15 protein-coding genes are annotated in these 12614 nt (G+C 53.3%); 13 read left to right on the top strand and 2 right to left on the bottom strand.

Annotation, left to right across the window (positions count from 1 at the left end; translation table 11 throughout):
* Positions 1 to 64: 64 nt before the first annotated feature.
* The 3 genes from ACQKP2_RS08450 (at position 65) to ACQKP2_RS08440 (ending at position 3325) form a co-directional block, all read left to right on the top strand.
* Positions 65 to 1258, top strand: coding sequence for a replication protein (locus ACQKP2_RS08450; protein ID WP_427575813.1), 1194 nt, complete (start codon positions 65 to 67; stop codon positions 1256 to 1258).
* A 1327-nt stretch (positions 1259 to 2585) separates the two neighbouring features.
* Positions 2586 to 2990, top strand: a complete 405-nt coding sequence (locus ACQKP2_RS08445) for a hypothetical protein (RefSeq protein WP_427575812.1) — start codon at positions 2586 to 2588, stop codon at positions 2988 to 2990.
* A gap of 2 nt (positions 2991 to 2992) precedes the next feature.
* Positions 2993 to 3325, top strand: a complete 333-nt coding sequence (locus ACQKP2_RS08440; RefSeq protein WP_427575811.1) for a hypothetical protein — start codon at positions 2993 to 2995, stop codon at positions 3323 to 3325.
* On the opposite strand, the gene ACQKP2_RS08435 is transcribed toward ACQKP2_RS08440, so the two are convergent.
* On the bottom strand, positions 3322 to 3600 hold the full coding sequence (locus ACQKP2_RS08435; protein WP_427575810.1) for a hypothetical protein: 279 nt from the start codon (positions 3598 to 3600) through the stop codon (positions 3322 to 3324). The genes ACQKP2_RS08440 and ACQKP2_RS08435 overlap by 4 nt on opposite strands.
* A gap of 570 nt (positions 3601 to 4170) precedes the next feature.
* Between ACQKP2_RS08435 and ACQKP2_RS08430 the strand changes: the two genes are divergently transcribed.
* The 10 genes from ACQKP2_RS08430 (at position 4171) to ACQKP2_RS08385 (ending at position 12128) form a co-directional block, all read left to right on the top strand.
* Positions 4171 to 4800: a hypothetical protein gene (locus ACQKP2_RS08430; protein ID WP_427575809.1), complete on the top strand. Its 630-nt coding sequence runs from the start codon at positions 4171 to 4173 to the stop codon at positions 4798 to 4800.
* Positions 4797 to 5150 (top strand): hypothetical protein, encoded by a 354-nt coding sequence (locus ACQKP2_RS08425; protein ID WP_427575808.1) that lies wholly within the window; start codon positions 4797 to 4799, stop codon positions 5148 to 5150. Before ACQKP2_RS08430 ends, ACQKP2_RS08425 begins: the two co-directional genes overlap by 4 nt.
* 4 nt (positions 5151 to 5154) lie before the next feature.
* On the top strand, positions 5155 to 5622 hold the full coding sequence (locus ACQKP2_RS08420; protein ID WP_427575807.1) for a hypothetical protein: 468 nt from the start codon (positions 5155 to 5157) through the stop codon (positions 5620 to 5622).
* 30 nt (positions 5623 to 5652) lie between these two features.
* Positions 5653 to 6438 (top strand): hypothetical protein, encoded by a 786-nt coding sequence (locus tag ACQKP2_RS08415; RefSeq protein WP_427575806.1) that lies wholly within the window; start codon positions 5653 to 5655, stop codon positions 6436 to 6438.
* 128 nt (positions 6439 to 6566) lie between these two features.
* Positions 6567 to 8381, top strand: a complete 1815-nt coding sequence (locus ACQKP2_RS08410; protein ID WP_427575805.1) for a PRTRC system ParB family protein — start codon at positions 6567 to 6569, stop codon at positions 8379 to 8381.
* A 29-nt stretch (positions 8382 to 8410) separates the two neighbouring features.
* Positions 8411 to 8905, top strand: a complete 495-nt coding sequence (locus ACQKP2_RS08405; RefSeq protein WP_427575804.1) for a PRTRC system protein E — start codon at positions 8411 to 8413, stop codon at positions 8903 to 8905.
* A gap of 10 nt (positions 8906 to 8915) precedes the next feature.
* The gene (locus ACQKP2_RS08400; RefSeq protein WP_277539077.1) at positions 8916 to 9125 is read left to right on the top strand and encodes a PRTRC system protein C; all 210 of its coding nucleotides are present in this window, start codon (positions 8916 to 8918) and stop codon (positions 9123 to 9125) included.
* A gap of 171 nt (positions 9126 to 9296) precedes the next feature.
* Positions 9297 to 10670, top strand: a complete 1374-nt coding sequence (locus ACQKP2_RS08395) for a hypothetical protein (RefSeq protein ID WP_427575803.1) — start codon at positions 9297 to 9299, stop codon at positions 10668 to 10670.
* Positions 10663 to 11373 carry a PRTRC system protein B gene (locus tag ACQKP2_RS08390; RefSeq protein WP_427575802.1) on the top strand — a complete coding sequence of 237 codons (711 nt, stop codon included), beginning with the start codon at positions 10663 to 10665 and terminating at the stop codon, positions 11371 to 11373. The genes ACQKP2_RS08395 and ACQKP2_RS08390 overlap by 8 nt, the downstream gene beginning before the upstream one ends.
* A complete protein-coding gene (locus ACQKP2_RS08385) occupies positions 11370 to 12128 on the top strand; it encodes a PRTRC system ThiF family protein (protein WP_427575801.1) in 759 nt (252 codons plus the stop codon). The genes ACQKP2_RS08390 and ACQKP2_RS08385 overlap by 4 nt, the downstream gene beginning before the upstream one ends.
* On the opposite strand, the gene ACQKP2_RS08380 is transcribed toward ACQKP2_RS08385, so the two are convergent.
* A complete protein-coding gene (locus tag ACQKP2_RS08380) occupies positions 12125 to 12571 on the bottom strand; it encodes a hypothetical protein (RefSeq protein WP_427575800.1) in 447 nt (148 codons plus the stop codon). The two genes, ACQKP2_RS08385 and ACQKP2_RS08380, sit on opposite strands and share 4 nt — an antisense overlap.
* Positions 12572 to 12614 lie beyond the last annotated feature (43 nt).

The following is a 12614-nucleotide window of genomic DNA, read 5'->3' as shown; positions in this document are numbered from 1 at the left end:
TCTGGAGGTGGACTCATTTCCCACGTGTCGTCACCGTCCCTTTTGGGTTAACCGGTATTTATTCATGGACCAGAGCAACCATCTAACCCAACTGCTGCCCGGTTTTGAATCCTCGGAGGGCCAGATCTGCAGATCCGAAACTGGCTTGCCAGCGAGAATGAAATCCCTCCAGGCAAGAGGTACTGCGCGCCGCATGCAGCCGGCAGCGATTGGACTGGGTACCCTGCCGCTGTTCTCGGCCTACGAGATCAAACTCGATGAGGCCGACTACAGCAACCTTGTGGCGGTTTACGATGCTCTTCCGCGGTTCTCTTGGGCTTCAAAGACCGTCCGCGATGTGAGTGAGATGACAACCAAGATCGAAGGTACCCTCAATAACGAGCCCTTCAAGGTCATCCTGAAAGCCGTAAACATTGAGCGTCCGATTAAGATCAAGGGAAAAGCGACCGGGGAAACGGAATGGGTCAGCGTCTACCCGGGCTCTAGGGAAGAATGTGTCGAGGAGGCGCTTCGGAAGTTCAGCACCCAATCCGGGAAGTTCAACGAGACTGAATGCTCGGTCCGTTTTTCTCTCTATGAATTGAAAAAAGAATTAACGGTTCAAGGGCACACCATCACGTACTCAGAACTTCGTGAGGCTTTGAACATCCTTGCCGAGTCGAACCTGACCATTCAAACAAGGACCGCTGATGGGGAAACGATTGACATAAAGTCAAACTATCTCCCACTCCTGTATCTGCGCAGTCGGAATAAAAGCAGCAAGAACTATGTCGAAGCCAAAGACATGCCTGAAGAGGAAAAGAGCATCGCCACACAATGCGTTGCGGTTCTTCACCCACTGATCTCTCGGGGCATCGAGCGTGGCGACTTTCGCCTGTACCACTACGGTACCTCAATGCGCTTAACCAATGGCCTGGCGAAAATTCTCAATCGCGAGCTTTCGCTGAAATGGCGGAATGCGTCACCCACCAATCCCTACTCATTTTCCATGGTCGAATTTCTTTCGAACACCGCGCGTGGGTTAGGCAAACGAATTCCTGAAGACTTCCGGTCGATGAATGTCGCGCTGCAGCAACTGATCGACCAAAAAGTTCTGACTAGCTTCCAATCTACGCCGGTGAAGAAAACCACAGGAAAGGGCGCGATCGATTACATCTACCAAATCTACCCGCATAAAGAATTCGTCGGTGTGATTGTTAAAGGCCACCGGAAGGTCGCCGCGTTGCGAGAGCAGCTTGTGTCGAGTGGTCGAGACTGATTCATCTCATACCCCAGGACCCGCCATAGTGCGGGTCTTTTTTTATCTGTTAAATGTTAGACAGGTTTGTTCCACGATTTGCTGTTTCGGTGCTACAGCCCGTTTAGAGGTGGTGTCTGGGTGACACTGGCTGTCACAACCCTCCTCCGTTAACGCGCACAGATGCCCCTAGTTCCTGGGGCTTTCCGCGAATGGTTTAACTTCATACATTTGGACCCACTGCTCCTCAACTCAGCTTTCAGACCATGGGATCTGTTCCTCTTTATTGCTGGTGATGTGGCATGTGATTCCGGGATCTCAAATGGTCTTGCTGATTCCCATGTTCGACACTAGTGACGCCTTCATCTACGCTTTCAAGCGAGTCCCAATGCTAGGCCATAGGCACAAAGTGAACTCATAATTTCGTTAGAATTACTCCACCGTTCATTGTCCTGGAGCTTCAGGTGGAACAAGGAAGCTGGTGTCGAACCTGCGGATATTACCGATATACAGTGGTTAGGTTTATTCCACGATCATAGTAGGGTTTCGTCCACGATCGATTTTATGGCCTACTTATCCACAGTATTTGGCCCTTCAAGCCATCTTCTGCTAGTTAGGTTTGTTCCACGGCACTATCGCTTATAGTCAGGTTTCTTCCACGATTTCGGCTCATACAGTGAGGAATAGCCCACGTTTAGGGAGGCAAAATCTTGGCTTAGTCAGGTTTACTCCATGACTCTAATAAGCATTGGTCCACGATTTTTGGCTGGAAGGCCCGGATTTACTGGTTCTGCTCATCTCCTCCTTCTTTTCTCCTTCTTCCTTATATCTTCCTTGTATTTTGATGCTTCTGGCACGGTACTTCGACAGCGGTAATGGTCTCGACATTCAAACGAGGCAAAGCCATGTTCAAAGCTACCCGCACCACTCGAATCACGATCAGTTCGTTTCTGGTTGGAATCCTCATCGGTTGTACGGCAGTTGCCCACCTCCTGGTCACAAAGGGGCCGACCCCCTTAGTTCCTATCGCGCTAGCAGTGAATGCATCCCTAACGCCGGCATGCATTTTGATCGCTGCGTGTAGTTTGGTCTGGAAACCCCTGCAACGTGTGATTACCCCTGTCTTGTTTTTTGGCGGTGCTGCCTTGCCCTTCGACGTTGCATTTGCCTGTTTGCTGGGGTTGATCGATGACACTGTCTTGAAGCTGGTTGTTGGCCTGTTGTTCTTAGGCGCTTCGGCTCTCTTGGCCTGGATCATTGGATCTGCGCACCACCACGATTCCACCTCCCAACGGAGTCCAGACATTGCAAACCAGGCTACTCCACGTTCTCAAATGGGAGTTACCCCATGACTGCCACCACCCAGAAACCGCAGCCGACCGAAACTTTTCTTGCTCGATCTCAGGCATGGCTCAAAAAAGGCCCAGCTCTGGACGAGGTAAAGCGGGTTCTTGCGGCCATCGTGCTGCAGGTTAAGAACTCGAAATTGGTGTGCAATGACGACACTCGGCAGACCGCCGAGGCTCTTACTGAGTTTTACGTGGAGCACGGCGGCGATCTTGATGACCTCCCCTGCCTGGACGCAACGGTGATCAAACCAGAAGCGAATATGGCTACTCCTACAAGCCATGCGGCACCAGATTACGGCTCGCTGTATCCAGACACGCCCCCGGCAAAACCGTTAAGTCATGCTGAGAAACAAGCCGTTATATCGAGCCTGCGTATGGCCATCAGCAGACCGGTGGGGATGTAGATATGACCCCGTTGCAGCAGGCAATTGAATGGCTCGAACAAGAAAAACCCAGCAAGGAGGAGATTCAACTCTCAGTCGACAATTTATGCCATTTGCTGGTCAAGCCTCCGACGGGCGTTTCAGAGGAGGAAATTGAAGCCGCAATCCAGCATTTGATGCGAGCCGCTGGCGGCAACATGATCGAATTGGTCCGCCCTGAAAAAATTTCCCGGAAGGAGCTGGATTACAGCCCTTTGGTCAACTTCGATGACTGCAAAGCGGTTGTTGAGGAGTCCGCAGAAGAGCGCCTCAAGCGCTTCAGGGAGCTTAAAACGACTCTACTCGCTCCGTTCTAAGGCTCCACCCGTTTGCGCCCCTTGAGCCTCTCAGGGGGCAGCATTGGGGCCATTGACGCTTCTACGAACAGATCTGCGTCGAACATTTCCATGACGGTTTTGATGGCTGGCTCTTTGAGGAGTTTTGCCAACCCGGTGTGCTTTTGGGAAATTTCCGCCCAAGCCGCCCGCTTGTAGGATTCGGCTAGCCCAGAGAGCATCACGTATTGCTCACCTTCGGGGACAACGGGAACGCTGTACGAATCGAGCCAAGAACCAGGTTTGTCGTCGCTCATAAATTCCAGAGCCTTGCTAATAGTTAAATTCCCAGTCCACTTTGCCAGACAGTTGAGCGTCGGCAATCCAAATGAGACCTCGGAATTTCTAGCCCTTACTTTGGCTCGTAACTCGTGGAGGGATCGTTAAAATCGCGAGAATCATGGGACAAAACTGACGAATATGGCCAACGCACTCATCATCACAGAAAGCGCCTCTGAGGCTTTCCACACGCACCAGATCTTGACTGAGCTGTTCAGTGAGGTGAAGGCATGTAATCGCCTAGCCGTCGCAAAAGAGTTGTTTGTTTCGTTCAAGCCAGACCTGGTTGTCGTGTCGAATCTTCCTAGCGATGGCGCGGACGCGGCATCCGTAATGCACCAGGTGTCTGGGGACGCGGCCGGCGTGCTCCTGTGTGTAGGTCTCGGGGCCGTCATTGGCCCAGACCCAATTCGTTCAGTCAGGATTGTTCCACCATTGACGGTTTCGGGTGTCTTCGCTGCTCTGGAGAAGCTCGACCTTTCAAGAATCGTGAATCAAACCTCCCTACCACTTTCCACCCGAAGCCCAGCCAACGACTAAGGACATTCATGAAGCCACTTTTTTCTCTTGCGGCGCTCTGCCTTGCAATCACAGGCTGCGCAAGTAAGCCAGAGTTCAACCAGTCGGTTTACCAGTACGACTCGAAAGTTCATTCCGGTACCGTACAGGTCACTGAGACCTCCAACCTTCCACAGGAGCAATGCGACACCGATTGGCGTGAGGATCGTACCTTCCAACCATCGGGGGTTCGTCAGCTGACTGGGTTCAAGATCGAGGTCCAGGTGTTGAATCAAACGCCAGAAAAATACGGCGAAGTAATCAACCTGGAGCTTCCGTCCGAACATGGCCGCGATGTGGTCGTGAAAGACTTCCAGAAAACGGTCACCATGATGGTGGGTATCGACAGCAACGGTATGGTGAAACAGGGCAACGAATTCTTCTTCCCCTCCGGATTTTTCCTGAGGGCTTCACAACCCAAGCTCGACAAAAACAACCTGAGCTTTTGCCTCGGCGTCGATCGGACATATGTGACTGATGCGGAGATGCAAAACCCGAATCCCTTGATCCATATGGACCGACTGAACGTCCGCTTTGATCAGGAATCTGGTGTAGAGAAGATTTACAGCTTCGGCTCAGTAGCGAAGACCCAGGTTTCTGTGCGCGCGGTACCGCTATGACATTCCGATCCGTTCTTGTTTTCGAGCCTGGGTTCGGTGTCGCCTCGTCCACCAGTGGGCAGACGGCACTCGAATTGGTGCAGTACGTACTGGGTCAATATGAAAGTCTGCACAAAACTATTGAGGTGAAGTACCCAGCTGGGAAAGCTAAGTTCGTAGCCGATGTTCTTTGCAACGGCTACAGCGAGTGCCTGGCGGTCAGTTCCTGGGATGGGGTCTCAGAAGTCGTGCCAGTGGATTTCGACGTGTTGGAGCCGACCCCAGACGAGAAACTCGACCACGCCACCTTCCATGACCATCACGCATACCGCCTGATCGTTCTGAAGTTTGCTGAAAATCTTGGAGGTTAAACAAATGCGTTGGATTGCCCTGTTGTTGTGCTTGTCGCCTCTCGTAGCAAGTGCAGAAGCATCTAAAATGACGGTCTCTGTGGTCTCCGGTAGCAATGCACCTAAGTCGTACAATTACCCTGTCGACGCAGACAAACATGTCCTGGACCTACGCGCTATTCACAGGTACGACGCTGCCTTCGAAGATCCCGCTACCAAGCGTCAAATTTGCCGTGAAGGGATGTACAAGACCGGCCTTTTGCTGACACTGCGCGCGCTCCCAAAGACCGCGGATGGGAGTCAGCCGGTAGAAATCATTGGTCAGGTTTCGAACTTCAACGGCATCACGCCTGGAAAGATTTTGAAGTGCGGTACCAATCAGGAAGTCAGCCTTTCGACAACGGCTTTCTCCGATACGATCCAGGTGGAAAAGGATAGAACCAAGGTTGTTGCCATCGACGGCAGTTACACGATCATGGTAAAGGTCCAATAACATCAATGGCCTCAAGACGAGGGCTGTTCAATGGATTGGCATTACGCGCGTGTAGATCATCTGGGGGCTGGGGCTAGCTGCATTTTTTGTGGCCGGCTGCTTAAAAGCCAAAAAGGGATCGTCATCACTGACGGAACCGAGGAGGCATATGCAGGGCCAAACTGCGCAAAGAAACACCTTGGCCCTCCAGATGAGCGTCTTCTGGACGTCGCCAGGCTGGCTCTGCTGGTGGTGTCCGATGTTGATCCAGATAATCCCTCTGTCATCGCAACGCCGGAGCCGGGGTCGGATTCATCTCCGAGGTCAGGTTTTGAACCGATTCCAACCCACTCCACACCTACCCCAGCCCGCCCTCCTCTCCCTCCGTTGGATGCGGTAATTCAATACCTCAGACTGAGGTATGAAGCGATGTCTGGGTTTCGTTACCAACGTTCAGCATTGCTTACCGAAGCCTATGAGGCATTTCAGGCCAGCGGCGAACTGGATGACGTTATCCGCAAGCGTGTAGCTGGATCAATGCGCAGCGCCGCCCAGCAGAAGAATGTTTTCAGCGAGCGGAACATCAAACATTGCATTGGCCTCAATTACTGGCTTTCTGAGGCGCTCCAACACATCGCCGAAGACCGCCGGGATTTTTTGGAGGCGATGATTTCCAAACTCCATGCTCGGTGGGCTTTAACTCCGACCCAAATTGAGGGAATCAACAAATGGTTCGCCAACGTCAGGAAGAAAATCCACGGGTTTCCACATCTTGACGTAACGATTTTCGACGGTGTTGTCGTCCCTGATTTCATGGGTTCCGGGCGCAAGCCATAGCCTTTCACATGACGCATTTAAGTCCTCACCTGGGGCGCTAAGAATTTGCATAATTTTTGATTGATCGGTTCTGGCACAGGGTTCTCGGCCTGAGCATTAGCTCATTCCAAACAGCCCGAGGCTTAGCCATGACCGACCTTTCTCAAGTTCAAGTTGCGCCAGAGACCACCGTAGGTGGTGAGCAGCGCGTGCCGCTGTCGCAGATTCGCCGCAACCCGAAAATCGACCCACGCAAGAGCCGTAACCGTTCTGACTACCATGACATCCGTGAGAGCATCCGCGTCAATGGCGTCATGCAATCTATCCTCATCCGCCCGATTCCAGGTGCTGACGTACCGTATGAGGTAGTCGCGGGAAATACTCGTTTTGAGGCTTCCATTGATGTGGGCCACTACGACATCCCGGTAATCATCCGTGAATTGACCGATGCTGAAGCGCGCTCTGCTGCTGCTATCGAAAACCTCAAGCGTTCCAACCTCACACCCATCGATGAAGCACAGCACGCTGTAACGATGCTGGCCGATCATGCCAACGATCACGATGAGGTCTGTCGCATTCTCGGCTGGAACCGTCCTCGCCTTGATAGCCGGGTGTTGCTTTCCAAGTGCTGCTCTGTCGTTGCCGAGGCCCTCACTCAGGGCCAGATCAAGATCGGCCATGCGGAGCTTCTGGCCCCGATGACGGATAGTGAGCAGGAGTTGATCTGCGGGAAAATCATTGAGCGTGGTATGTCGGTCATCGACACCAAGAAGCGCCTTTCTGAGATGTTTTCGGATATCAGCACCGCCCGTTTCGATACAACCGAATGCCAGCGTTGTCCATCCAACAGCGCGCTGTACGGTGACATGTTCCAAGCCAGTTTGGGCGGAGCCAAATGCCAGAAGCAATCTTGCTGGGAAGCAAAAACTGCGCAACTCATCGAAGTCCGCATCATTGAGGCGCAGGCCGATTACGGCGTTGTGCATACCGATGCAAGTCTGCCTAAGGACGGCTATGTCCTTCTGGAAGAGACCGGCAAGAACGGTGTTGGTGCGGCGCAGATTACTGCGTGCCTGTCGTGCAAAAACTATGGTGCAGTTGTCAGTACGAAGCAGGGACTGGAAGGTCACACGGTCGGTGGCCACTGCTTTGACCGCAACTGCAACAGCGAACGTCAAGCTGACTACCAGGAACTGATTTCGCAAACCAGTGGTGCCAAGGCCCTCACAACTTCGACTGGCAGTCAGCATGCTAGGCAACCGGCAGCTTCGGGGGCAGCTCCAGCCGCTGGCAAGAAGGCAACCGCCAAGTCGTCCGCTAAGGCTCCAGAAATGAAGCGTGCGATTCGCCGGGAAGCCTTCGATATGTTTGCCCGTATGGGGGCGGTGGCAATTCAAAATGACAAGCGATTTGTGCTGGCGATCAGCATTGTCAGTTTGTACCTCGATATGCGCAGCGAGTTGCCTGCCGAACTCAATGACCGCATGAAGAAAACCGTTGGCTTCCCTGATGGGCTGGCCAGCTACTCCCGGGCACCTTTTGAAGCTGAGCTGGCGAAGTTGCCAGTTGAGAAGCTGGATGCATTTTTGGTTCAACTGGCGGCGTGCTCGGTATTCCGCAAGGACAGCGCAGACCAGTTCCAGAAATCCCTTGCAGGCGCGCAGTCCCTGTGCGCCATCAAGGCGACAGGCATGAACCCTGTTGAGTACTTCAAGATGACTGAGTCCTATCTCAAGTCGCTGACGAAGGCCGGTGTAATCGCAGACTGTAAAGCCAGCGGATTCGACAAGAAATACGACGAGGTCAAGGGTGACAAAGAGTTCGCCAAGCTCGCTGGCGGCAAGGCTGACGAACTCATGAAAGCGATCCTCGCGTTCACGGAGTTCAGTTGGGAAGGTTACCTCCCGGACACGATGAAAATTGAATGCCATGACGGTTCTGGCACGACCGCCCTGCACCAATAATTTATCCATCGACCCAAGGAGCAGTAACCATGAAAGCAACATTTTTTCAGGCAGTAGCGTCCGTTCTTAGCGTTAACACCAGCGCGACCATCGAAGTCCAAGGTCTTGGCGATGGCCAGATCAAAGTGATCTACACGCCCAACCTGGGACCGACACCGCACAATGCGAGTGATGAGGTTGTGAGCTTGCGTGCGGCGATCTGTAAGCCAATGGTGGTCGCTGGCCCCGCTGATGAGGTTGAGGACGCCTTTGGTGAGCACATCAAGAAGAAAGCCGCTGTCGTCACCCGGGGTTTGAGCATTCTCGATGAGATCGAACGGATCGGCGCTGCGGCACTTGCGACAGCCAAGGCAAAAGCGCCGGTCGCTGCCCCGGTTGTGTCTGCCTCTGATGATGAAGGCGGTGGCCTCGATGATGACGATTTGGACTCAGACGATGACACGCACAACGGAGGCAATTCGGCTCCAGTAGCGGGTGATGATGCTCCGGCTGAAACCGGCTCGAAATCGCTGGCCCATTTCTAAGGAGAGCGTCATGGCAGTAATTCTGGAACTTACCCGCGTTTTCCGCATGGCTGGCCGCGACATGGCTGATCCCGATCCGACGATGACCCCTGAGCAGGTGCTCAAGCACTACGGTCGTCAATTCCCCAAGTTGCTTGGGGCCAAAGTAATCGAGCCTGTGACGGAGGGCGACAAGCATGTCTACGAGTTTCGACAAGCCAGCTTCGGCGACCGGGGCTAACCCCCTCGAAATTCTCAAGGCTTGGGCGGGCGGCGATGTCGCCCCTGCCAACCCGAACAACGAGCCAGTCAACTGTTTAGACCATAACCAACAGGTGCGATTGTGGAATCTCTTGCGCAAATCCAGCATACCCGGACTCCTTTCCGGTTCGGAACTCCCCCGCTAAGCCCAATGACGGTGCCTCTGGTTTCAGAGGCAGTGCAGGACTTTGTTGCCCGTGACTTCATGAAAAACAGGGGCTATTTGGTCGACTTCGTTGGACATAGCGCGTTCTGTCTGGAAGCGCATAAGGGAGGATTGCTCCACGAATCCGACCTCAATCAACTCAACCTGTACCCAAACGGTTATGGGTTGCACATCGTCACCTCCCGTGCGGCCAATCGCTCTGCTGGCCGAATTGACATTAACTTGGCACAGGCTGTCCCAGACGCGGCGGATCGCGTCGTAACGCTAGCAAAGCCACTGGTGGACATACCGTTTGCAGCGAACCTGACACTGGCTTGCATCGAGTTAGGTTTGCTCCACGAATCTGCTGTCGCGCCGCTTGTAGCGCAAGGCACAGACTGTGGTTTTGAACTGCTGTCCACCTGCAATGAAACCCTTGGCTCACTTCTCGCTAAGGAACAACGTCTGGCGCGGGTCATAGAGAACGGTGTGGGCTACACCGATGTGGTCTTGCACACCTCGATTGTTGGGCAAACCTTCCAGATCCAAAGTACAGGGATGAATTTCTTCCATTTGAATCTGCCAGAAACTATCGAAGGCGACTTCGTTGAAGTGAACGTCCTGCTGTTCAAAACTCTAGACGCGCTATCTCACTACTGCGTTCCATTCCATACGCCAGCAAGCTGGATGGGCAAGGACGGGGTCTACACCCATACCCTTGGGGAGGTCTACGCGGAACTCAAAGAACGGATTCAAAACTATAGCCGCGAAGAGCTTTTTGACTACCTCATGGATCTGGATTGCGATGAAGCCAAATTTGAAACGTATGCATTGGGTATGGAAGGTCAAGGCCCGCACGATGAAGACATAGTAGAGCGAGCGTGTGACCTACTGCTTGAAAGCGCGGAACTCGCCACTCATTTTTCGTTTCGCCTTGATTACAGCGAAGGATCTAACGAGGCTCATCGCAAGGTCGAAATGCAAGCAATGCGCTCCCAGGTTCAGGAGTTAATCGACAATGGCTCGGCACATAGCCGTCTGTTGGTCGCTCTGGCCGATGCGTTGGAAACCTGTATTGATCTTTCTGACCGGCATTTCTTCATCGGTGGTCAGCAATTTGAAGGTTCGGAGTCTGAGGGGATTGGACTATTCGAGACAATCTTGGTTGTCGTTGATGATCGGATGAGCAGCCTGTTCGATGAAGCCGAGGAAGGGTTTAACTCCTACGCCGAGAATTGCGCGGAAATCTACACAGCGTTGCCTTTGGAGTCCCGGGAGGTGGTGGCACAAACCACAGTCCCGATAATTAAGAGAACGCAGCAATGTCTTGCGCACTTGCGCCAGATCCAACTTTCTCTTGAGGGGACACCAAATGCTTAACCAAGAAGTCGAAGCATCAGCACTGCTGATCTATCGCAACACGAAGTCTGGCCGACTGGACATGACCAGCCATGAAGTGATGGCTGCGCCGGACGATGGTCGCTACACGCTCGGGGCAGGGCGTGCATTTAGCGAGCACGACAAAGAGGCACTGGTAGATATACTGCTGAACACTGAATCGACGCTAGAGTTCCTGGATACCAAAATCCTGATCAAAAGCCGAACCCATCTGGTCTGGTATACCCCGCCGCAGCGCATCGACGTTCTATTCAAAGAAGCCATGTACAACGCCCCGATCCCGGGCCTTGTATACATCGCACAGTTGGGCAAGCCGCTACGCTGCTACGCCTTCAAGGGGAAGGCGCGACCAACACCTGAAACCCCGCTGTTTTATGTCCCTATGGGGAATATGTACAGGGATGGCACGTTTTGCGTCGGCAACGTGACGTTGCCGAAGGACAACTCCATAGGCAGCATCCCGGGTTGGGAACAGTTCGTTCTCCAGTGTACGAACACCCACTCTGGCGGAACAAAGGTGCTCAGTGGAAACTCAAGCTATGAAGGCTTGCAAGCGCTCTATAAAAAACTGAATGAGAGCAATGCCAAGGCGTTTCCTGCTGCAAAGCTGGTTCCTGTCCCGGCTGACTACGGTACGAAATTCACCTTGAAAGTCGCAGTGAACAAAGGGGCGCGCGCAGAATGATTGCCCAAATTCAATCGAAGGAAGTTCGCTTCACTGCTCCTGAGCGCTGGCTGGATCAGGCTATCAACGTTGTTGTTCTCGGTGCCGGTGGTAATGGCAGCGAAGTCGTTGATTGCCTCGCAACGTTCCATTTCACGCTGTTGAAACTGGGCCACCCACGCGGACTGAATGTGACGGTGATTGATGATGCTGTAGTGCGCGAATCGAATCTTGTGCGTCAGCGCTTCTGGCCCTGTGATATCGACCAGTACAAGTCGATCTGTCTGGTCAATCGCTACAACCTGAACCTCGGTACTCAGTGGAAGGCATTGCCTTATCGTTTCCCAGGTGAGCAAACGATCTTCCCACTGGCGAACGCTGATTTGGTCATTTCGTGTGTAGACGTCAACTCCGCACGAGTTGCGCTGGCCAACTATCAGGGCAAATTGCGCAAAGACGCTATGTGGATGGATATGGGCAACGGCCAGCGGCACGGCCAAGTAGTGTTTGGTGGGCTGACTGAGGTTATGCGTAAGCGCTTCCCCTGCGTGCTCGACGTGTATCCAGAGGTTGCTGAATTAGCTGACAGCACCACCAAATCATGTTCGGCGGCTGAGTCGATCAACTCACAGGATTGCTTGGTGAATCGGACAGTGGCGACTGCTGCGATGAGCCTGTTGTGGGAGTTGATCCGCAGTGGGTCCACTTCCAAGCACTGGATTCTGATGAGCTTGGAATCGGGCGAACAGCAAACCCATATGTTTCCCGAGGCTTAAAACAGAGACATCTGATTGGCCAAGGCGCGGCTGATGCCGCAGCCGAAGGCCGACTGCTCAGGCGTAATGGTTTGCTGGGACAGCAGCCGATCCCGATGATTGGTCATGAAGTCGGCTAAGCAGGCTGGGCAAAGGGCTAGTTCCTGTAGCGTTGGCAGGTCTGCACTGTCCACCACGCCCAAGACCTCTCCGCCGATTTGCACCCCACACAGCGACAGGTTCACATCAGGGCATGTGCCGGACTGCAATAGAGCGAGGTGAGCACGCTTGTTCCTGACCAGCATCACAAGAGTGTCTGCACTCGGGCTGTTGAGGATGAGAGGTTGCTGGGTCAATTCGCTGTTCACTTCCGAGATCCTGGTCTGAGTATAACGACCGCCCTCGACGCTTCCTCTCAAAATTGCCTCTTCTTTTTCACCCGAAGTCGTCAGTCGAAAATGCATAAATGGATCACTCGGTCGCCACTATTAGTGGTAGAGGAATTCC

It is taken from the genome of Pseudomonas sp. NPDC089569, assembly GCF_050280625.1.
Lineage (GTDB): Bacteria > Pseudomonadota > Gammaproteobacteria > Pseudomonadales > Pseudomonadaceae > Aquipseudomonas.
This window is presented reverse-complemented; position numbering and strand designations above follow the sequence as displayed.